Source organism: Shouchella rhizosphaerae (assembly GCF_900142675.1).
Lineage (GTDB): Bacteria > Bacillota > Bacilli > Bacillales > Bacillaceae_D > Shouchella > Shouchella rhizosphaerae.
Genome location: NZ_FRBS01000001.1, coordinates 275,460 through 297,405 on the forward strand (window position 1 = coordinate 275,460; position 21,946 = coordinate 297,405).

General features: G+C 44.9%; 22 protein-coding genes and 1 other annotated feature (1 of these 23 running past the window's edge). Of the genes, 14 read left to right on the top strand and 8 right to left on the bottom strand.

Annotated features, from left to right (window positions below):
* Positions 1-201 (top strand) — a binding site (T-box leader) (it extends 12 nt beyond the left edge of the window).
* Positions 202-254: 53 nt separating this feature from the next.
* From alaS to BUC05_RS01430, 9 genes are all read left to right on the top strand, one after another.
* Positions 255-2,885, top strand: coding sequence for an alanine--tRNA ligase (gene alaS, locus BUC05_RS01390; RefSeq protein WP_073303980.1), 2,631 nt, complete (start codon positions 255-257; stop codon positions 2,883-2,885).
* 83 nt (positions 2,886-2,968) lie between these two features.
* The gene (locus BUC05_RS01395) at positions 2,969-3,241 is read left to right on the top strand and encodes an IreB family regulatory phosphoprotein (RefSeq protein ID WP_011246437.1); all 273 of its coding nucleotides are present in this window, start codon (positions 2,969-2,971) and stop codon (positions 3,239-3,241) included.
* Complete coding sequence (gene ruvX / locus BUC05_RS01400) at positions 3,238-3,666, top strand: Holliday junction resolvase RuvX (RefSeq protein WP_011246438.1); 429 nt, start codon at positions 3,238-3,240, stop codon at positions 3,664-3,666. Before BUC05_RS01395 ends, ruvX begins: the two co-directional genes overlap by 4 nt.
* A 32-nt stretch (positions 3,667-3,698) precedes the next feature.
* The gene (locus BUC05_RS01405) at positions 3,699-3,986 is read left to right on the top strand and encodes a DUF1292 domain-containing protein (RefSeq protein ID WP_011246439.1); all 288 of its coding nucleotides are present in this window, start codon (positions 3,699-3,701) and stop codon (positions 3,984-3,986) included.
* Positions 3,987-4,116: 130 nt separating this feature from the next.
* Positions 4,117-5,256: an endolytic transglycosylase MltG gene (gene mltG, locus BUC05_RS01410; RefSeq protein WP_073303982.1), complete on the top strand. Its 1,140-nt coding sequence runs from the start codon at positions 4,117-4,119 to the stop codon at positions 5,254-5,256.
* 53 nt (positions 5,257-5,309) lie between these two features.
* The gene (locus BUC05_RS01415) at positions 5,310-5,960 is read left to right on the top strand and encodes an O-methyltransferase (RefSeq protein ID WP_011246441.1); all 651 of its coding nucleotides are present in this window, start codon (positions 5,310-5,312) and stop codon (positions 5,958-5,960) included.
* A gap of 24 nt (positions 5,961-5,984) precedes the next feature.
* On the top strand, positions 5,985-6,629 hold the full coding sequence (udk, locus tag BUC05_RS01420; protein WP_035204555.1) for a uridine kinase: 645 nt from the start codon (positions 5,985-5,987) through the stop codon (positions 6,627-6,629).
* Positions 6,630-6,680: 51 nt separating this feature from the next.
* Complete coding sequence (greA, locus tag BUC05_RS01425) at positions 6,681-7,157, top strand: transcription elongation factor GreA (RefSeq protein WP_011246443.1); 477 nt, start codon at positions 6,681-6,683, stop codon at positions 7,155-7,157.
* Positions 7,158-7,303: 146 nt separating this feature from the next.
* Complete coding sequence (locus BUC05_RS01430) at positions 7,304-7,927, top strand: YrrS family protein (RefSeq protein WP_073303984.1); 624 nt, start codon at positions 7,304-7,306, stop codon at positions 7,925-7,927.
* Positions 7,928-7,998: 71 nt separating this feature from the next.
* Here the strand turns inward: BUC05_RS01430 and BUC05_RS01435 are convergent, their stop codons facing one another.
* Positions 7,999-9,807, bottom strand: a complete 1,809-nt coding sequence (locus BUC05_RS01435; RefSeq protein WP_073303986.1) for a DNA ligase D — start codon at positions 9,805-9,807, stop codon at positions 7,999-8,001.
* Between the two features lie 87 nt (positions 9,808-9,894).
* On the opposite strand from BUC05_RS01435, the gene BUC05_RS01440 reads away from it, so the two are divergent.
* The 3 genes from BUC05_RS01440 (at position 9,895) to BUC05_RS01450 (ending at position 11,903) form a co-directional block, all read left to right on the top strand.
* Complete coding sequence (locus tag BUC05_RS01440) at positions 9,895-10,731, top strand: non-homologous end joining protein Ku (RefSeq protein ID WP_073303988.1); 837 nt, start codon at positions 9,895-9,897, stop codon at positions 10,729-10,731.
* A gap of 146 nt (positions 10,732-10,877) precedes the next feature.
* Complete coding sequence (gene mtnN, locus BUC05_RS01445) at positions 10,878-11,573, top strand: 5'-methylthioadenosine/S-adenosylhomocysteine nucleosidase (RefSeq protein ID WP_011246447.1); 696 nt, start codon at positions 10,878-10,880, stop codon at positions 11,571-11,573.
* A 90-nt stretch (positions 11,574-11,663) separates the two neighbouring features.
* Positions 11,664-11,903, top strand: coding sequence for a YrhC family protein (locus BUC05_RS01450; RefSeq protein ID WP_035204561.1), 240 nt, complete (start codon positions 11,664-11,666; stop codon positions 11,901-11,903).
* Between the two features lie 243 nt (positions 11,904-12,146).
* Here BUC05_RS01450 and BUC05_RS01455 read toward each other — a convergent pair whose 3' ends face one another.
* The 7 genes from BUC05_RS01455 to BUC05_RS01485 form a co-directional block, all read right to left on the bottom strand.
* Positions 12,147-12,596 (bottom strand): hypothetical protein, encoded by a 450-nt coding sequence (locus BUC05_RS01455; RefSeq protein WP_011246448.1) that lies wholly within the window; start codon positions 12,594-12,596, stop codon positions 12,147-12,149.
* A 20-nt stretch (positions 12,597-12,616) separates the two neighbouring features.
* Positions 12,617-14,149, bottom strand: a complete 1,533-nt coding sequence (locus BUC05_RS01460) for an ABC transporter substrate-binding protein (RefSeq protein ID WP_073303990.1) — start codon at positions 14,147-14,149, stop codon at positions 12,617-12,619.
* Between the two features lie 3 nt (positions 14,150-14,152).
* Positions 14,153-14,983, bottom strand: a complete 831-nt coding sequence (locus tag BUC05_RS01465; RefSeq protein WP_011246450.1) for an ATP-binding cassette domain-containing protein — start codon at positions 14,981-14,983, stop codon at positions 14,153-14,155.
* Between the two features lie 75 nt (positions 14,984-15,058).
* Entirely contained in the window at positions 15,059-15,862 is an 804-nt protein-coding gene (locus BUC05_RS01470; RefSeq protein ID WP_011246451.1) for an ABC transporter ATP-binding protein, read from the bottom strand.
* A complete protein-coding gene (locus tag BUC05_RS01475; protein ID WP_011246452.1) occupies positions 15,852-16,748 on the bottom strand; it encodes an ABC transporter permease in 897 nt (298 codons plus the stop codon). Before BUC05_RS01475 ends, BUC05_RS01470 begins: the two co-directional genes overlap by 11 nt.
* Positions 16,749-16,764: 16 nt before the next feature.
* Positions 16,765-17,679, bottom strand: coding sequence for an ABC transporter permease (locus BUC05_RS01480; protein WP_011246453.1), 915 nt, complete (start codon positions 17,677-17,679; stop codon positions 16,765-16,767).
* A 16-nt stretch (positions 17,680-17,695) separates the two neighbouring features.
* Positions 17,696-18,307, bottom strand: a complete 612-nt coding sequence (locus BUC05_RS01485) for a TetR/AcrR family transcriptional regulator (protein ID WP_011246454.1) — start codon at positions 18,305-18,307, stop codon at positions 17,696-17,698.
* Positions 18,308-18,797: 490 nt separating this feature from the next.
* Between BUC05_RS01485 and BUC05_RS01490 the strand changes: the two genes are divergently transcribed.
* Together BUC05_RS01490 and BUC05_RS01495 are read left to right on the top strand one after the other, a co-directional pair.
* On the top strand, positions 18,798-21,620 hold the full coding sequence (locus tag BUC05_RS01490; RefSeq protein WP_244153276.1) for an alpha-amylase family glycosyl hydrolase: 2,823 nt from the start codon (positions 18,798-18,800) through the stop codon (positions 21,618-21,620).
* Between the two features lie 180 nt (positions 21,621-21,800).
* Positions 21,801-21,944: an uL11 family ribosomal protein gene (locus BUC05_RS01495; protein ID WP_244153277.1), complete on the top strand. Its 144-nt coding sequence runs from the start codon at positions 21,801-21,803 to the stop codon at positions 21,942-21,944.
* Positions 21,945-21,946 lie beyond the last annotated feature (2 nt).

Genomic DNA, 21,946 nt, shown 5'->3' on the forward strand with positions numbered 1-21,946 from the left:
ATAGAACGAGTACGTGTCAGCCCGTCTAAAGAGAAGCGCTTTCTTGGCTGAAAAAAGCGCTGGCGAAGAGATGCGGAACGCTATTCTGGAGCTGTGGGCAAAACCCACCGTATTTTCCTGCGTTAAAGGTATGAAAGTGGTGGCGCTACAATCGCGCCATAATGAGGGTGGTACCGCGTGAACAGACATCTCGTCCCTTCTTTCTAGGGAGGAGTTTTTTTATGTGCTGATAAATACATAAGGAGTGATTCATATTGCAACGGTTAAGTTCGGCAAGTGTTCGCCAAATGTTCATTGACTTTTTTAAAGAGAAAGGCCATTCTGTAGAGCCAAGTGCTTCCCTTGTGCCTTTTGAAGATCCGTCATTGCTATGGATTAACAGTGGCGTTGCCACATTAAAAAAGTATTTTGACGGACGGGTGATTCCCGAAAACCCGCGTATTGTCAACGCGCAAAAGTCGATTCGTACGAACGACATCGAAAACGTCGGAAAAACGGCGCGACACCATACATTTTTTGAGATGCTTGGCAATTTTTCAATCGGCGATTATTTTAAAGAGCAAGCGATTGAATGGGCGTGGGAATTTTTAACCGATAAAAAATGGATCGGGTTTCCGCAAGAACGCCTTTCTGTGACCGTTCATCCTGAAGATGAAGAGGCTTACCGCTATTGGCATCAACATATTGGTCTTCCTGAAGAACGGATTATCCGCTTAGAAGGAAACTTCTGGGACATTGGCGAAGGCCCAAGTGGTCCAAACTCAGAAATTTTCTATGACCGGGGACCTGAGTATGGCGATGACCCGAATGACCCAGAGTTGTATCCAGGTGGTGAAAATGAACGCTACCTTGAGATTTGGAATTTGGTTTTTTCCCAGTTCAACCATAACGCAGATGGTACATACACGCCATTGCCAAAGAAAAACATTGATACAGGCATGGGTCTGGAGCGGATGGTATCTGTGATCCAAGACACGCCGACCAACTTTGAGACAGATTTGTTTATGCCAATCATTGAGGCAACGGAAGCACTGGCTAGTACAACATACAAGGAAGCAGATACTGCTTTTAAAGTGATTGCCGACCATATTCGAACGGTTGCTTTTGCAGTTGGCGACGGGGCGTTGCCGTCTAATGAAGGTCGAGGTTATGTGTTGCGCCGCTTGTTGCGCCGCGCGGTCCGCTTTGCAAAATCAATTGGCATTGACCGCCCGTTTATGTATGAGCTCGTGCCCGTTGTTGGTGCGATCATGAAAGACTTTTATCCTGAAGTTGCAGATAAGCAAGACTTTATTGCACGGGTCATTCGCACCGAAGAAGAGCGTTTCCATGAAACATTGAACGAAGGCCTTGCCATTTTAAGCGACATTATCGAAAAAGCAAAGGCCACCAACAATGAAACCATTGCAGGTGAGGACGCATTTCGCCTTTATGACACGTATGGCTTTCCAATTGATTTAACGGAAGAGTATGTCCATGATGAAGGATTGACAGTTGACCGTGCTGGCTTTGACCAGGAAATGGAACAACAGCGGCAGAGAGCGCGGGCGGCTCGCCAGGAAAGCGCATCAATGTCCGTTCAAGAAGATGTCTTTGGCGAAGTGAAAACGCCAAGTGTGTTTGTCGGCTATGAACATACGGAGACAGATGCAGTCATTACGACGCTCGTCCGCGGCAAAGAGAAAGTCGAGCAAGCCGTCCAAGGGGATGTCATCCAATTCTTTCTTGATGAAACGCCTTTTTATGCTGAGAGCGGCGGGCAAGTGGCAGATAGAGGGATGATTGTAACCGACACAGGACAAGCTGTAGTTAAAGATGTGAAAAAAGCGCCAAATGGCCAACATCTGCACACGGCTGAAGTGACAATTGGCGAAATCTCCGCTGGCCAACAAGCAAGCGCCCGTATAGAAGTAAGGGAACGACTCGATATTGTTAAAAATCATACAGCCACCCATTTGCTCCACCAAGCGTTAAAAGACGTTTTAGGCGAACATGTCAATCAAGCAGGGTCGCTTGTGTCGAGTGAACGGTTGCGCTTTGACTTTTCCCATTTTGGGCAAGTGACGCCGAATGAGCTTCAGCAAATTGAAGAAATTGTTAACGAAAAAGTGTGGCAGGCGTTGCCAGTTGACATTTCGATTCAACGTTTAGAAGAAGCAAAAGCGGCCGGCGCAATGGCATTGTTTGGGGAGAAATACGGCAGCGAAGTCCGTGTTGTCCGTGTTGGCGATTACAGCCTAGAATTGTGTGGTGGTTGCCATGTACGCAACACAGCTGAGATCGGATTGTTTAAAATTACAAGCGAATCCGGTATTGGGGCAGGTGTGCGCCGTATTGAAGCAGTGACGTCAAAAGGCGCCTATCAGTTTTTGTCAGAGCAAACAGCGATTTTAAAAGATGCGGCGGAACGTTTAAAAGCAAAGCGATTATCTGACGTGCCGCAGCGAATTGAAAGCTTGCAAGAAGAGTTGCGGAAAGCTCAAAGGGAGAACGAATCGTTAACCGCTAAGCTTGGGCAAGCTGAAGCTGGAAATTTAAATGACCAAGTCAAGGAAATTGGCGGTGTTGCCGTTATTGCAGCCAAAGTTGATGCAAAAGACACGGAAGCGCTCCGTTCTATGGTGGATACGCTTAAACAAGCACACGAAAAAGCAGTAATTGTCCTTGCAGCAAAAACAGGCAACAAGCTTGCCTTTGTCGCTGGCGTTACAAAGCCGGCTATTGCGGAAGGCTTCCATGCCGGCAAATTAATTAAAGAAGTTGCCGCTCGTACAGGCGGAGGTGGCGGTGGCCGTCCTGATATGGCGCAAGCTGGTGGAAAAGATCCTGCCAAGTTGGACGAAGCCCTTGCCTATGTGCATGAATACGTGAAATCAATTTCCTAAATGGTCGATTCTGTTGTACAATAGGACAGACGACAGAACGACGCGCATTTCGTCTAAAGAACGCTAAAAGAGGTGAGAGCTAGTTGAGTTCAATGGATAATACGATGCAATTCAATTTTAATGATGATTCCTTTGACGCAGATGTCCAAGAAGTGCTCTTGTCTGTTTATGATGCGCTTGAAGAAAAAGGGTACAACCCGATTAACCAAATCGTCGGCTATCTGTTGTCTGGTGATCCAGCCTACATTCCTAGGCATAAAGATGCCCGCACGCTAATCCGCAAATTAGAACGAGACGAGCTAATTGAAACGCTTGTGAAGTCGTATTTGCGGTCCCATGGCAAGGAAAACAAATGAAAACAATCGGCTTAGACGTAGGGACAAAAACAATTGGTGTCGCCATTAGTGATGCGTTCGGGTGGACAGCGCAAGGACTGCCGACGATCCAACGATCTGAAGACGACCCAAACCGTGATTTTGAAGCACTAGCTCAGCTGATCAAAGAGAATGACGTCCAAAAAGTGGTGATTGGTTATCCTAAAAACATGAACGGCACGGTTGGGGAAAGCGCCACACGGAGTGAGACATTCGCACGAACACTTGAACAACAGTGCAATGTACAGACCGTTTTATGGGATGAACGTCTTACAACAGCTGCAGCTCAGCGCGTTTTAATTGATGCAGATGTAAGTCGAAAAAAACGCAAAAAAGCTGTAGACAAAATGGCTGCTGTTTTCATTTTACAAGGATATTTAGACCGCCAAAGCCACACACTGACATAGAACAAACCATTTAGCAAAGCGAGGGAAAGAAAATGGCTCAAGAAGAAAAAGAGCGTTTTGTCATTCCAGATGAGAATGGCACAGAACATCTATTTGATGAATTGTTCCGTTTTACAGTTGACGAAACAGAAAAGTCGTATATGGTACTCGTTCCAGTCGGGGAAGAAGAGGATGACGAAGAGGAAGTCGAAGTGTTTGCGTTCCGTTATGAAGAACAGCAAAACGAAGACAATGATATTTCGTTTTATCCCGTTGAGACGGACGAAGAATGGGACATGATCGAAGAGATGCTTAATACTTTCTCTGAAGAGGAAGAGTAAAACCACAAACCCGTGCTGAATGTGGCACGGGTTTGCTTTAGAATAAAGGGCGAATGCTGTAAAAATGAAGGCGATAAAGGATGACTTTAGCATTTTTTGTAGTATAATGGGACGGGTAAGGAGGCAATAAATGACAAAGCAACCGAAACAGCATTCAGAGCTTTATCAGGAACGTGCATCCCAAGCCAAAACCGTCCGTAAGATCGTGTTTATTTGTGTTTTAATTCTGTTTGCCGTGATTTTGGCCGCCGGCATATTTAGTTATTTTTACTTAACAACCGCTTTAAAACCAATGGACGAAGAAGGGGAAGGCACCGATATAGAAGTAACGATTCCTGTCGGAACTTCGACAAGCGGAATTGCGGACATTCTAGAAGAAGAAGGATTAATCCGCAATGCAACGTTTTTCCGTTATTACGCCCGTTATAAAAATGAATCGGATTTCCAAGCAGGAACGTATACATTAAACACATCAATGGGCGTGGATGAGCTTATTGCAAGTTTAAAAGATGGCCGAGTCGTGGCGGAGGCTGCCTCGACGATTACTATTCCTGAAGGCCTTAACTTAGCAAGCTTAAGCGAAAGGCTTGCCGAGTTTACTGGGACATCCCAAGAAGAAGTAATGGCCGTTATAGATGATGAAGAATATGTCAAAGAGCTTATCGACGACTATGACATGCTGACAGATGAAATTTTAAACGAAGAGATTCATCACCCTCTGGAAGGCTACTTGTTTCCCGCCAGTTATCCATTTGAAGAGGAACAGCCACCTGTAAAAACGGTCATTGAAGCGATGCTTGACCAAATGGAACAAATTTATCAAAACAATACCGACTTGATTGAAAACAGCGAGTACACCTTCCATGAGCTGCTGACGATTGGATCCATTATTGAACGGGAAGCAAAAGAGGCACCAGACCGCTTTGAAATTTCTGGCGTCCTTCATAACCGATTAGAGCAAAATATGAAGCTGCAAGTCGACCCAACCGTTGCATACGCCCAAGGCGAGCATATTTATATGACAACCTATGATGACCTTGACATCGATTCACCGTATAATACGTATCGATATGAAGGGTTGCCGCCTGGACCGATTGCTACAGTCCGGGAACAATCACTTGTAGCTGCTGCTGACCCGAATGACACTGATTACCTGTATTTCTATGCCCGTTACAACGGTGAAATCATCTACAATGAAGATTACAACAAGCATCTAGAAGCACGTGATGCCTACCGTCATGAATGGGAAGAAGCAGAAAATAATGAGTAGGGCGGGGAGCCTAGCCTCCCTTGCTTTTTTCATTGCAAAGGAATGGCCTACACATGATGAACGAAGAAATACATGATTATGTAACGTCGCTGCTACCAAAACGTTCGCCGCTTGTGCTGGAAATGGAGCAGTATGCAAAGGACAACAACGTGCCGATTATGGAACTCGTGGCACTGGAAGCTATGCTTTTGCTACTTGTCGCCAAACAACCAAAAACCATCTTAGAAATTGGAACAGCAATCGGCTATTCGGCTATTCGAATGGCGGAAGCGCTTCCGCAAACGCAGATTACGACAATCGAACGGGATGATGTTCGCTTTCATCAAGCACAAGCTTACATACAGCGTGCTGGCTTGCAAGACCGAATTCACCTTATCCATGGGGATGCGACCAATGGAGTTGATCTCGTTGTACATTCCACTCCATTTGATGTATTATTTATTGATGCTGCAAAAGGGCAATACCAAACTTTTTTTGAATTGTATACGCCGAAGTTAGCAGATTCGGGGCTTGTGATCAGTGACAATATTTTGTTTCGCGGCCTTGTCGCAAAAGAAGACTTGTCTTCGCAACCAAAACGTTTGCAGAAGCTCGCGATCAAAATCAAACGCTACAATGAATGGTTGTCCAACCATCCCGATTTTACGACGCGCATTTTGCCAATTGGCGATGGAATGGCGTGCAGCATGAAGATACGAACTTAACAGCAACATAGGAGAGGAAGACGAATGGAATCAAGCACGAGGCCTGTGATCATTGGCGTAGCAGGCGGCACTGGATCTGGGAAGACAACGGTCGCCAAAGAAATATTTAAGCAGTTCAGCCAGTCATCCATTGTCTTGATTGAACAAGATGCATATTATAAAAATCAAGATCATCTCACATTTGAAGAGCGTTTAAAAACGAATTATGACCATCCGCTTTCATTTGACAATGAGCTTCTTTATGCCCATCTTATGCAACTGGCCGATCGGTCGCCGATTTTTAAGCCTTCCTACGATTATGCCAATCATACAAGGGCAAAAGAGGTTACAAAAATTGAGCCGAAAGATGTCATTATCCTAGAAGGAATTTTGATTCTTGAAGACGAACGTTTACGAAGCATGATGGATATAAAGGTGTTTGTCGACACGGATCCTGATATCCGCATCATTCGTAGGCTTGTTCGCGATACAAAGGAGCGCGGGCGGTCAATTGATTCAGTCATTGACCAATATACTTCGGTCGTGAGGCCCATGCATTTGCAGTTTGTGGAGCCGACAAAACGTTATGCCGATTTAATTATCCCAGAAGGCGGGCAAAACAAAGTCGCGATCGATTTAATGGCAACAAAAATTCGCACAATTATTGAACAAAAGAAGTTGGATGCTTAAAAAAGCCAGTCCCAACCGTCCTTTTGTATATATTAATGAGGAGTGAATAGCATGGCAGAAGAGAAAAAACATTACATGACCGCAGAAGGCAAGAAAAAACTTGAAGAAGAACTACATTATTTGATTACAACACGACGTAAAGAAGTCGTTGAACGTATAAAAGTCGCACGTAGCTTTGGCGACCTGTCGGAGAACTCCGAGTATGATTCTGCCAAAGAAGACCAGGCATTTGTTGAAGGCCGGATTGCCCAGCTGGAAAAAATGATTCGCAATGCCGTCATGATTGAAAATGAAAAAGTAGATGGCAATGTTGTTTCATTAGGAAAAACAGTTCGCTTAATGGAACTGCCTGATGGGGAAGAAGAAGAATATACGATTGTCGGTTCAGCGGAGTCAGATCCTTTTGAGGGGAAAATTTCAAATGACTCTCCGATGGCGCAAAGTTTGTTAGGTAAAACAGTTAATGACCGTGTAGTTGTGAATACGCCAGGCGGGGAAATGGAAGTCGAAATCCTTGAAATCCGCTAGATATAAGAAGTTCTCTTGTTGCACTTGTAACAAGAGGACTCTTTTTTTTCACATGATTTTTCGTCAATCTCCGACAAAAGGAAGGTTGAAGTTCAACTGAAACAAGCTATAATGGAAAAAGAACGTTGGAAAGAGGAGGTTATTTGATGGGACGGCGATCTGAATATCGCAGAAGTAAACGTATTAATCGAATCCTAAACATTGCTATTATCATTGTTACTGTGCTGATCCTCTTTCTTGGTGGCAATCTTGCAGTAAATTGGTTTAGTTCCGATCAAGCTGCTGTGGATGAACAAGAAAGCAGCTCAGGTCAATCTGGAGATGGCCAAACGATTGAAGAAGGCGATGAAGAAGGAAGTACAGCAGCCAATGATGAGGGCGACAGCGACAACGCTGCTTCCGAAGAAGAAAATAATGAAGACGAAAATAGCAGTGAGGAAAACGACGAAGAAGAACAATCAGAAGACGAAGAAACGGAAGAAACAGAAGGCGATACTGTTCCTACGCAACAGGAAAATCCGTCACCGAATGACTTTACAAGAGGAAGTCAAAACTGGAACGAAATGGAGTCAGCCCTTTATTTGGCCACAGGTTTAAACGAATCGAATTCAACACTTATGTGGTTAGGAAATGGCGGCTCGACTACAAGTGCCCGAGGCGTGTTGCTTGATAACAACACAGGCACCTATTACGATGTACACCTTCAATGGGAAGACAATGTTGGTTGGACGGTTGTCTCGTCGAGCGAATCAGCTACAGACCCTCGCTAGCGTCTACTTTAACGATTCGCGTAGACCGAATAAATGAGTCTGAAACGGATGCATGCTGCATCCGTTTTTTGCTATATGCCAATCTCATCGAGCAATTGGATAAAGCGTTCTTTGCTTACTCGTTCTCGTTCGTAGCCAATAAACGGGTTCTCAAATTGTTGGATGCGCCTAAGCACATCAACGTATGAAAATTGCTGAGGCGAAAGGGTTGGCGATGCTAATTCGTCTTCTCGCAAAGGAACGGCGGCAAAGCCGGTCTCTCTCATGGAGTATGGGGCAATGACCGTTTTGTTATAAGCATGCTGAACGTAGTCGATATAGAGACGGTTACGTCGCTTTTTTTTGAGTCGTTCCGTCGTATACTTGCCTGGCTTTTGTTGGCAGAGAAAATCTGCGACAAATTTCATGAAGCGGCCTGTTTCCTCATAAGTAAGGGTCTGTTTTTCCAATGGAATGTGTACTTGCAGGCCTTTTCCTCCAGTCGTTTTGCAAAAAAAGGGGAGTTGAAATCGATTGAAAATTTGTTTCATGTCCAGTGCTGCTTCCTGGGCAAGGCCAAACTGATCTTGGCTAGGTGGATCGAGATCAAAGACAATTTCATCTGGTTTGCTTGATTCAATCGTTTGAAACGGAATATGGAGTTCCAACGCCAGTTGGTTTCCGAGCCATATAAGCGTTTCTGGATTGTTGCACAAAATATAACAAATGTCTTCTAACCAAGCTGAGTTGACATAAGCAGGCGCATAATTTGGAATATGTTTCTGGTAAAAACGCTCATTTGCAAACGTCCCATGGGGAAACCGAATAACAGTAAGCGCTCGTTGATATAAAAAAGGCAGCATAAAAGGCATAACAGCTTGCAAATAATGAAGGTAATCCGCTTTTGTGACCTGTTCCCATAACGGTTTATCCAAACTTGTCGTCTCTACAATATCTGGCAATGGGTACAGACCATGAAACAGCGTGGTCATGGTGATGTCGTTTGGATCAGCATGATGCAAAAAGCGGACAAAGGAGACTTCACGGAGTTGTCCACCAGAAAGGCCAATGCAAGCGAGCTCAACGACGATTGATGGAGCGAGGCGAAACCCATTTTTTTCAGCCGTTCCTTTTGTTCTAAAAAAATTGGCTAACGTTTTGGCATCGTCTGGCAAAAGGCCGTGCTTAAAAATAGCGACTTCGTTTAACGCCCCTTGTTGGTGATAAACGCTGCCGTGAAAATAGCCATTCGTGGCATCAAAAAATGTAACAAGAACAGGTACAAGCCGGTAATGTTTCAGTTTTAGCCAATCTTTTGAACGAATATTTTGATTGTAGGGGCTTAGCTGTTTTTTAAGGACAATCCCTTCGCCATTATAACGTTTAACGGTCGTAAGGAGCGCTTGAATAGCGCTTGTCGACTCAACCACACCAAGTGTCGGAACATCGCCTAATGGAGTGAGGGCGGGAATGTCGGCACGTTTGCAGAATGATAACAACTGTTTGCGCCTTTCTCGATAAGGAACATTAGGTTGGTTCAGTATGTCAAAGGCTATCCATTGGCAAGGCCTGCTTACCATTTCCTTTTCGATTACATGAACATTGCTCATGCGCGAACGGGTTTGTACGGCAGGAAAATGACTTGCGTAGCCATTCAGCAAACAAACAAGCTCTCCATCTAATACGATCGGCAACTCGTTTGAAAGTTTTGTTCGCCTTTCTTCAAAAGCACTTACAACTTCAGGGAAAGCGTGGTTTAGCAATCGCCCGTTGCGGCTTATTAGCTCAATGCTCGTGTCTGTAATGGAGACAAGGCAACGATAGCCATCGTATTTAGGCTCTGCAACCCAGCCTGTTGACTGAGGAAATGCGGTCGTCTCCGTCAGTTTCATTGGTTTCATTTGCGCTACCTCCTAGCTATAGAGTAACCAAACCTTTCCTGTGATATTAATGGCGTTTGCGCCGTATAGTAAGAGTGAGGTGAAATCATGCATACAGTTTGGAAAGGCAGCATCCAGTTCGGGCTTGTTCATATTCCTGTTAAGCTGCACACGGCAACCGAAAACAAAGACATCAAAATGCGTCAGCTCCATAAAAAGTGCCATACGCCAATCTCTTATGAGAAAAGGTGTCACCACTGCGAGGAAGCAGTAGAGGCAGACGATATTGTCAAAGCATACGAATACGCGAAAAACAAATTTGTTGTTATTGAAGCAGAAGAACTTGAGCAGTTTCGAAAAGACAACGAAGACAAAGCGGTGCAAATTCTTGATTTTGTCCAATTGGAGGAAGTCGACCCGATTTATTTTGACCGTTCTTATTTTTTAGCGCCAGGGGATGGTGGCTCCAAAGCCTACGCATTGTTGCAAAGGGCGCTTGCTGATTCTAAAAAAATTGGCATTGGCAAAATTATCATTCGCGCGAAAGAACATTTGGCAATTGTCCGTACGTACGGCAACGCCTTAATGATGGAGACGATTTATTTTCCTGATGAAGTGCGGAAGCTTGCTGATGTCCCTAATTTGCCAGAAGCGCCTAAAGTAGAAGAAAAAGAACTAAAGACGGCGTTGCTTTTAATTGACCAGCTTACCAGTGAATTTGACCCAGAGTCATACACGGATGAATACCGGGAGCAGCTTTTTGATCTAATTGAACAAAAAAAGCAAGGAAACAAAATGGTTGTTTCGGAACCAAAAGAAGCCGAACGGGACACGAATGTGACCGATTTAATGTCAGCGCTAGAGGCGTCATTAGAGCGGACAAAGCCGAAACGGAAAAAAGCAGCTGCATCAAAACGAAAAACAGCAACGAAGAAAAACGCATAACCAGACGGATCGAAAACGCTTTGTCAATCAAGACAAAGAAAACCAGCCGGCATTGCCAGCTGGTTTTTTCAGTTTTAAGTCGTGAAATCTTCCTTAAAGGTGTGTATACTGGAAAAGAAATTGTCCAATAGAAGGGAAGAGTGGCTGTGAAAATCGGTATCATTGGCGCAATGGAAGAAGAAGTTAACTTTTTACGAGATAAAATGGAAAACCGTGTAGCGACAACGATTGCCAATTGTGAATTTACAGAAGGCCAAATTGGCGCTGTGCAAGTAGTCTTAACACGATGTGGAATTGGAAAAGTGAACGCTGCACTGGCAACAACGCTATTAAATGATCGGTTTCAACCTGATGCCATTATCAACACTGGCGTAGCAGGTGGCCTTAACGCAAGTATGGCTGTTGGCGATCTTGTCATTTCAACGGAGGTGCGTTACCACGATGTTGACGCAACTGTGTTTGGCTATGAATATGGACAAGTTCCAGGAATGGTGCCAGCGTATTTGCCAGATGCAACCTTAATCGCAGCGGCGAAGACAGCCGCGCAAAAAGTAGGTTTCCATTCAGAAGAGGGGCTGATTGTGACAGGTGATTCCTTTATGGGGGAAGAAACGCGTGTAAATGAAGTCAAAACGCTATTTCCTGCTGCTTATTGTGCAGAAATGGAAGCTGGCGCGATCGCTCAAGTATGCCACCAATTCCAGACCCCATTTGTCATTATTCGAGCCTTGTCTGATGTGGCTGGCCAAGACGCAAAGATGTCATACGATACATTTTTAGAAAAATCAGCTGTCAATTCTGCTAAACAAGTGATGTTGATGCTCGACCATTTATCAGCATAATTTTCCTCTATTAGCAAAAGTCTTCGCCTTTCGAACTTCTTTTGATCTGTTAAGATAGAAAAGGAGAGCAGTAGGAGAGGAGGCAGTCTAATGGACGAAAAGACGATTCAACGTTTGAAACAGGATCAGCATGATTATCAGTTGTTCTGCTTGTTGTTTTTAGGGGCGGGTTTATTTTTGACAATTGGTTTTTGGCTGCCTGAGCCTTACCAAATACATGATGCAAGTGTACAAATATATTCAGGCATTATTGGAGCTGCTATTGTATTTGCCGGTTGTTGCTTTGGCCTTTCTTACTTGGCTAAACGAAAATTGAAAAAACATGAATAAGACAACAACCACGTAAAATGAAGCCCTAAGCAAAAAAGCTTAGGGCTTGAGGTTGTCGACAAAGTCGATAACCGCCCTCAGACTGATAGAAAACGCTTGTCAGACGAGGAGTGCAGCCGAGGGAAGATGCGAATAGAACGGGGGTTCATGAGCATATGAGTGAGGCAAACGACGAAGTATGCGAGCGTTTGTCTACAGTCTGAAGCCCTAAGCAAAAAAGCTTAGGGCTTCATTTTGATAAGGTTAGGTGTTGTGTACAAGGGTTGCATGGAGAATGGAGACGGTAAAAGTCCCATTTCCATTAATTTCGTTAAACACTTTCCAGTTTGGCGACAACATTGCTTTAAATTCAGCTAATTGTGCCGCTGTAAGCGTAAGATTGTCAAACCGGTCGTCTGCCATTTGGTAGTCGATGCCTTCCTCCAGTCCATATTTTAAACCAAGCAAGCGTTTAATTCCGAATTTCGACACAAACTTAATGGTGTAGCCTACTTGCACTGCTTGCGTAAGGTTGTCGAAAGCTGTTTCAGCAGCTGTAATCAGTTCATGATAATCGAAGGTGTCATCAAAGTTGTTCAGTGTTTCCGCATCTTTTGCTTTCAGCAAGTTAATGAGTGTTTGTCGCTCCATGCCTTTGGCAAGCAACGTTTCCACCATAAAAGCTTCCCATTGCGATAAAGCTGGAAGGTCCATGAGTTTATTCTCCTTATGCCTTATTCGGCCAATTTGATTTCGTTTGCGTAATAGAGCTCATCAAGTCTTGGTTTGTAATCCAAACGGTCACTCACCCCGTAGCGGCCTTGAAGTTGGAATAAATAAACAGCGCCGCGATCTTCAGCTAATTGTTGTTGAACTTGTTGATATTGGTCGGCACGTTCTTCCTCATCCATATTATAGGCAGCATCTTCAAGCAGCTGTTCAATCTCAGGGTTGGTATAAGGGGCGACCCCTTCTTCTTTAAAGAAATCGAGCACGCTTGCATCAAACATGTCATTTCCCCAGCCGACAAAGATCGCTTCTTCTAATTCACCGTTAAATAATCGGTTGGCAAACTGGCTTTGTTCAATTAGTTCGATATTGGCTGTAATGCCGACATCGGCTAGCATGCCGCCAACCACTTCCGCCATTTCCGTATAGTAATTATTAACAGACATATTGATTGTTACGCCATCTTCATAGCCAGCGTCAGCAAGAATTTCTTTTGCTCGTTCTGGATCGTACTCGTACGTGTCATATAAAGATGGATCAGCGCCAAAGTTTCCGGGCGTGATATGAGTCCGTGTGGCTGTAGCGCTGCCTTGAAGAATTTCATCGATAATCACCTGATTGTCGATAGCCAAATCAATCGCTTCTCTTACTGCCGGGTCAGCTGTAGTTTCTCCTTCCTCATTAGACAGCCAAATTTGAATAACACGTTGAATCGGTTCTAATGCCATATGGGTGCCATCATTGTTGTCAATCCGTTCCATGTCAGCGGTAGGAATATTGAAGGCGATATCGACGCCGCCGGTAAGAAGTTCAGATACACGGGTTGAGTCTTCAGGCACCACGCTAAAGCGAACAGTTTCCCAATTTGGCTCACCTTCAAAATAGCCTTCATATTTGCTTAATACAACAGCCTCATCTTGTTGCCAAGATTCAAATTGAAATGGTCCTGTTCCAACCGGGGCTTTGAAAAACTCATCAGCGCCTACTTCTTCAAAATAGTCTTTCGGCAACATGCTTGCTGCTGGAGTAGAGAGGCGACTGAGCAATTGTGGGTCAGGTTCAGCAGTTGTAATTTGAATGGTATGGTCATCCACTACGTCCACGTTTTCAATTTGGCTAAATGTGGCATATTGCTGGAGCGTCGTATCGTTGGCAACTCGTTCCAATGAGAATTTCACATCTTCCGCGGTAAATGGATCGCCGTTATGAAAAGTAACATCATCACGTAATTGGAATTCCCAAGTTACATCATCTATCGTGTCCCAACTCTCCGCCAACTCAGGAATGATTTCTCCTGCTTCATCCCGTTTTAACAACTTACTGTATACATTTACGAGTACAGCCGAAGTCGTAATGACGCTATTATTATGAGGGTCAAACGTAGTGATGTCGGCAGGGTTAGCAATCGTCAGCTGGCCATTGCCAGACGCTGTATCGTCATTGGTTGTTTCGTTTGCATCAGGATCTTCAAAACCGCAGGAAGCAAGGAGCGCCAGTGAAACAGCAGAAATGGTTATAAAAGAAACTGGTTTTTTCATGTTTTATCCTCCAATAGATGGTTTGTGCCTGTCTCTAGGATGAGAGGGCGGCACGGCTTTTAACAGTGATTTTGTATAAGTGTGTTTCGGCGACTGGAAAATGTCGTTTGTTTCTCCGATCTCGACAATCTTGCCTTTATGCATAATCGCGACACGGTTGCTAAGCTGTTTCACAGTCGGCAATCCATGGGCAATAAAAATATAAGAGAGCCCATATGATGTTTGCAGGGACTTGAGCAATTTTAAAATTTGCGCTTGGATCGAGACGTCAAGGGCAGAGACAGCCTCATCACATATGATGAGATCTGGTTTTAAGGCGATCGCTCTGGCAATGCTTAACCGTTGGCGCTGCCCACCGCTAAATTCGTGTGGGAACCGATTTAAATGCTGTTCACTTAAACCAACCTCATGCAACAATTCTAGCGCCTTGTCGTCCCGTTTTTTCTTGTTTAATTGCTTATGGAGAATGAGCGGTTCTGTGACAATTTCCTTAGCTCTCATTCTCGGGTTTAACGACGCATATGGGTCTTGGAACACTGCCTGCATACGCCTTTTAGTCGCTTTGCTTTCCGCTTTTGACTGGTTGGCAAGGTTTTGCCCTAAAAAATAAATTTCCCCGCTAGTTGGTTCCAAGAGCTGCAAAATCATTTTTGCCACCGTTGATTTTCCACTGCCTGACTCGCCGACAATCCCCAATGTTTCTCCTTTAAAAACTTGGAAACTGACGTCATCTACTGCTTTAAAGGAAGATGCTTTGTTTGTTTTGCTCTTTTTCAATGGAAATGTTTTGCTTAGATGACGTACATCAAGAAGCGATTCACTCGTCGGTTCCATTTTTTGTTTCCTCCTTTCCTGGATACTGACAATCCATTGGCCAAGCTTGGGGGATTGCCAAGAATGGGCTAAGGACTAAAAACTTGTGTCTAATGTCGGCATTGCCTTTAACAGGCCAAGTGTATAAGGGTGTTGCGGTTTGTCAAATAAATCAAACACCGTCGCTTCTTCGACAATTTTGCCGGTGCGCATTACAAGAACTCGGTCAGCGATATCAGCGACGACACTTAAATCATGAGTTATAAATACGATTCCAGTGCCGTTTTGTTTGTTTAACCGTTTCATAAGCGCTAAGATTTGTGCTTGCGTCGTGACATCGAGTGCTGTTGTCGGTTCATCTGCAATTAACAATTTTGGTTGACAGGCGATGGCGATGGCAATCATCACCCGTTGCCTCATGCCTCCAGACAATTGGTGTGGAAAGCGTTTTGCTGTTTCTTCAGGGTTTGGAATGTCCACTTGTTCAAGCAAATCAATGACTTTTTTAGCAATCGCTGATTTACTCCAGCTACGGTTATGGATTTTAAGCACTTCGGCAATTTGCGTCTGAATGCGCAGCATTGGATTTAAAGAGGACATCGGCTCTTGGAAAATCATCGACATTTCTTTGCCACGTAACCGTCTGCGTTCAGTTGCCGACATAGTCAGTAACTCTTGTCCTTCATAAAGGATCGATCCGCTGATCGTGGCGTTTCGATTTAACAGCCCCATAATTGAAAGAGAGGTCACACTTTTACCGCTACCTGATTCGCCGACAATGGCTACAATTTCACCCGGATAAACATGAAAGGAAAGGCCATTGACAACTGGTTTGAAGTCGCTGCCAGAAGCAAATGTTGCGACAAGGTCTTTTACACGAAGCAAAGGGCTATTTGTCATCCTTTATGCCTCCTCGTATGAAGCGTGGGTCTAATAAGTCCCGTAACCAATCTCCTAGAAAGGTAAAGGAAAGAACGGTGACTGTAATGGCTATACCAGGAAATGTCGCAACCCACCAGCTTGTGGCAAGGTAGTTGCGCCCGTCGTTTAGCATTCCTCCCCAAGTGATGTCAGGGGGCTGGACGCCAAAGCCAAGAAAACTAAGAGAGGACTCTGTTAAAATGGCTGTGCCGATCCCAATGGTCGCGATCACAATAAAAGAAGACAAAACGTTTGGCAAAATATGTTTTCGAACAATATAAGTGTTGCTTGCTCCAAGCGTGTTGGCAGACTGGACAAACTCCCTTTCCTTTACACTAAGCACTTCCCCACGGACAACGCGAGTATACTGAACCCAACTTGTCAGTCCAATGATCAAAATGAGTGTGGCAATCGACGGTTCAAGCATTACCATTGCTACAAGGACAAGCAACAACGTTGGAATGGCAAGCATAGCGTCAACAAAGCGCATGATGAGTGCATCGAGCCAACCGCCTAAATAGCCAGAGGCAAGGCCAAGTGTCAGACCAATGAAACCAGCAATCACAACAGAGACGATGCCGACAAAAAGGGAAACACGTCCTCCGTAAATAAGACGGCTGAGCACATCTCTCCCTAGATGGTCGGTGCCGAGCCAATGCAAGCTGGAGCCATTTTCCATCCATGCTGGCGGGATTAGGCGTTGTGTCGCATCAATTTGAAAAGGATCGTGAGGAACAATCCACGGTGCAAAGATAGCAAGTACGGCGATTAGGAAAACAGTGACCAACCCTGCCAAGCCTAAAGGAGAGAGGTGGGCAAAAAAACGAGCCTGATTCGCTTTCTTTTGTTTAGAAGTAGCCTCCATGAACGATTCTCCTAGCCTAGTTGTATTTAATGCGTGGGTCAAGCACGCGATAAAGCAAATCGGTCAATAAATTTACAACAATCGTAATGAGCGCAATGACAAATACAATGGCTTGAATGACTGCCATATCGCTTACTCCCATTGAGGAAAGCAACAAGCGGCCAACCCCTGGCCATGAAAAAACGGTTTCGACAACAATGGCACCGCCAATCAACTGTGGAAATTGTAGACCGATGATCGTTATAACGGGAATTAACGCATTTAAAAACACATGTTTAAAAATGACAATGCTCTCTTTTTGACCTTTGCTTCTCGCTGTTTGGACATATTCTTGGTCGATTACTTCCAAAATACTAGCCCGTGTGAGCCGCGTCATTTCCGCCGCTAGGGCGATGCCAAGCGTAAAGGCTGGCAATACAAAATGAAGCGGTGTCGCTGCGCCTGAAACGGGAAAGATGGGAATGGCGACAGCTAGAAAGAGAATCAGCATAATCCCAATCCAAAAATTAGGCATCGCCTTGCCGACAATCGACAATCCTGAAATGAGTACATCAACAAACGTATTCCGCTTAATGGCAGCATAAATGCCTAGGGGGATGGAAATCGCAATCGCGATTAGCATCGCTACAATCGACAGAGCTAACGTTGCCCACAAACGGCTGAACACAAGGTCAATGGCTGGCTGCTGGTATTGCAGGGACATCCCAAAATCGCCACGGAGAAGGTCACTTAAAAAATGCAAATATTGCACGTGAAAAGGTTCATTTAAACCTAAGGCTTCACGTAACACTTCACGGTCTGCCGCAGTCGCATTTTCAGGAAGCATCACGGACACAGGATCACCAGCAACATAAACAAGGAAAAAAATGATCAATGTTAAAATGAGCAAGCTCGGTATGACTTGCACGACGACTTTTTTCAAAAATCCCAAAAAAGGTCACCTCCACTCACTTTGTTTTGCCGAGTAGCCCAAAAAATTCAAAAGAAACGATTTCAACTGCCAACGATTCAGCTGCAATATTGTCTAAATGGGGTGATTCCGAAAACAGCCAACGCTCAAGTGTTCCGAGCACTAAACTAACGAGCATAGCAGCAAGTCTTTTGCTGGAACTATCTTTTGGCAACATCTCTAGTTCTTGGGCCCGTTTAATGTTACGTTCGAACGCTTCTTCAATAGCGATGAGCGTATGGGAGATATGCCGGCAAATTTTTTCTTCTGCATCTTGCCCTGTTTTGAATAACAACCGCATATAATCTGGATTTGCTTGCGCAAAAGAGAAGAGGTCGGTCATTAATCGCCGCGAAGATTCAACCATATCATCGACATTTCCTTCTGTTTGGCGGTATCCGGAGCGAATGACATTCAAGAGTGCTTGTTCGCCTTCTTGCAAAATGCATAAAACAATCTCCTCTTTGTTTTTAAAGTGCCAGTAGAAAGTGCCTTGGGCAACGCCGACTTGTTTGACAATGTCGGATACTTTCGTTTTGTGGTAGCCTTCTTGGGCGAAAAGCGCCAAGGCAGCCTCCATTAAATGGCGCCTGTTATCAAGTGTGCTCATAAACATCCCCTTTTTATTACTGATTGATGCGTCAGTCAATTATCTGATAAACCTAATATATTTACTCGGGTTTGAGAAGTCAAGCACTTTGTTCTATGAGGAAAGCTGAGTGGTGGAGAAGCGAGCGAATGACTGTTCGACGGATTAAAATAAAAATGAGCGTGCCTTCAATAAAATCTAGAGCAACTGTATCCACACAAAAGAAAAATAGAGACGATCTATTGATTTTTAAGAAAAATCAATTTAGAATGAATAGGAAATGAAAGGAGGAGTGGGAAGAAAAAGCAATGTTCTCTATCCATACTGGCTCAATCTGCTTATTTATAGGATATTGAGTGGCTGGTTGGTTTTCAATTATGAAAGCCTTTTCTAAAGGTGGGTTCCACTTGCTTTTTGTCTGTTTGTGCAAACGTTTGCTTAAAAATAATAAAGGAGAGGAAAAATCTTGATTAATATAAGGAAAACAAAAGTTTTTTTAGCATGCATAGTTATGGTAACGTTTTCATTTTTGTTATCTACTTCCTCTGTGAATGACGCATATGCTTCGCAAAACAGCGACCAGAAACCATTTTCATGGGATAATGCAACGGTTTATTTTGCCATTACTGACCGCTTTAACGACGGTAATCGAGGCAATAACGATTCATATGGCCGGCCACAAAAAGACGCTTGGGGCCAAAACATCGGAACGTTTCATGGTGGGGATCTCCAAGGGTTAACCGATAAGCTCAATGAAGGGTATTTCACAGATCTAGGGATCAATACGATTTGGATTTCGGCTCCTTATGAACAGATCCACGGCTGGGTCGGCGGCGGCTCAGATGGCGATTTTGCTCATTATGCATACCATGGCTATTATGCGTTGGATTATACGACGGTCGATCAAAATATGGGGACAGTCGAGGAAATGCGAGAGTTCGTCAACACAGCCCACGAACAAGGAATTCGCGTCGTCTTAGATGTGGTGATGAACCATCCAGGCTACAACACCATTAAAGATATGAATGAATATGGCTTCGGAAATCCAGGCGTATCCGAGGATTGGACACCAGGTGAAGGGCAAACTTGGCACGATGTCCACAACCATATTCATTATGATGATGCTTCGGCGTGGAGCACATGGTGGGGACCTTGGGTTCGCGCAGGAATTGGCGGATATGAATCGTGTGGAAACAGTGAAACCACAATGTGCTTAGCCGGTTTGCCCGACTTCCGGACCGAGCTCACACATAGTGTCGGCTTGCCTCCCTTGTTAGAGACGAAGTGGAGCCAAGAGCGACGAGAGGGGTATGAGGACTGGATCGTTCCAACTGCGAGCGACCTACGCCGTGATCTAGACATAGCTCCGGCAGATTATATTGTGCAATGGCTCGCCGCTTGGGTCGAGGAATTTGGAATTGATGGCTTTCGTATCGACACGGCCAAACATGTGGAGTTGTTCCGTTGGCAGCAGTTAAAGGATGCAGCGAATGAAGCGCTGTGGTCATGGCGTGAAGAAAACCCAGATGCACCAGGGGCGAGCTGGACGGATGACTTTTGGATGGTAGGCGAAGTGTGGGGCCATGGTGTCGGACGGAGCGAATACTTTGATTACGGATTCGATTCAATCATTAATTTTACATTCCAAGGGGAACATGGGAACGGTCCCGCTTACCGATTGGACACAATGGAAGACACTTTTTCCCACTATGCAAATCAGATCAATACGGACGCGTCTTTCAATGTGCTAAGCTATCTTTCTCAGCATGATACGCACTTATATCCACGGGAGCGCCTAGTTGATGGCGGCACGTATTTAATGCTCCTTCCTGGCGGGGTCAAATTGTTTTATGGCGATGAGACAGCACGGCCATTTGGGCCGACTGGATCTGATCCCCAGCAAGGCACACGTTCATCGATGAACTGGGATTCTGTGCATGAGGATGTATTAAGCCATTGGCAAAAGATGGGGCAATTTCGAAATAACCATTTAGCGATAGGGGCAGGAGCGCACAAGCAAATTGGCACAAATCCGTATACATTTAGCCGCACCTACGTGGAGGATGGGGTCGATGATCGTGTTGTCGTGACAGTCGGGGCAACGGGTGAAACGACGATTGATGTTTCCTCTGTTTTTTCCGACGGGCAGACAGTCCGTGACTTTTATACGGGAGACAGCACGGTCGTTGAAAACGGGAAAGCGACATTTGCAGCCCATCAAAATGGCGTCATTTTAGTGGAAACCGAAGGAGAGACGATTCCTTCCGTATCTGCTTCGCCTCAAGGCGGGGAGTTTTCTAGTGAAGAACTTGAAGTCACACTCAGTGTGCTGCAAGCGGAGTCGGGCGCATATACAATCGACGGTTCCGATCCGAAGGAAAAGGGAACACCCTTTGCCGATGGGGAGGTGCTGACCATCGGGAGTGACTTGGCTATTGATGAGTCGCTGACATTGCGGCTTTTTGCAAAAAATGAAGCAGGTGAAGCGGAAGCGGAATATACCTTTACGAAGGTACCGCCTTATCCCCACGTTTTTGCTGATCCGCCTGGCGGTTCCTTTTCCGGTGATTCGTTAGAGGTGACGCTGCACGTGCAAAACGTAGGAGAAGGGGCATACTCGGTTAATGGAGCTGCCGAACAATCCTTTATGGATGGCGATGCCATTACGATTGGGGAAGGGACGGAAGCCGGAGAAGAGGTAACGCTTCAGCTCAAGGCGGAGAACGAATTCGGCTCTACTGAAGAAATGTATGCGTTTACAAAATCGCCAGGGCTAACCGTTTACTTCAAAAACCCTGACACATGGGGGACACCGCACATTTACTATTACGAAACAGAGCCTAAAGTGGAGGAACCATCATGGGGTTCAGCGCCAGAAATGGAGCTTGTCGAGAATGGCTGGTATAAGTACACAATCGAAGGGGCAGAAAGTGCGCGCGTGTTATTTAAAGATGCTGGCGCTAATCAATGGCCAGGGCCTGGAGAGGAGGGGTTTTATCGAGACCAAGACGGGTGGTTTGATGGGGAATGGCATTCCGAAAAACCTGTCCAAGCAAATGACATTACGATTTACTATAAGACTAGTTGGACCAATCCATACATTCATTACTCTCTCAACCAAGAAGCTTGGACCACTTTGCCAGGGGTGCCGCTAAATTCGTCGGAGTATGAAGGCTACGCGAAAATAACAATTGAAACAGAAGAGGGAAGCCAGCTCAGGGCAGCTTTTAATAATGGGCGTGGACAATGGGATAACAATCAGGGAAGAGACTACGTCTTCCATTCAGGAATAAATACATTAGCAGATGGCGTGATAGTCAGGGGCACGCCTTAGGAAGGGACCGCTTGGAACCTACTACCGCCTTGGGTACGCTGACAAAAGAGGTGGAGGCGGCGCAAAAAGGCGATATCGGAAAATAGCTCGGTTTTTGTGTAGGTTAAGGCTGTTTGTTGAGTTGAAAACAGCCTTGACCTTAACGTAACACCAACCATCATACTCAAAGCGTGAATGGCAATGGAAAAATCAATAAAACGAATTATGACCATTTATTTGCAAGCAGGCAAAGCCAACCCAGCAAAAGTTGGGAAAGATCTTGCTCCAACGGGGATGAACATTCTCAGCTTTTGCAATCAAAGGATAGCTCGCTATGTCAATTAACC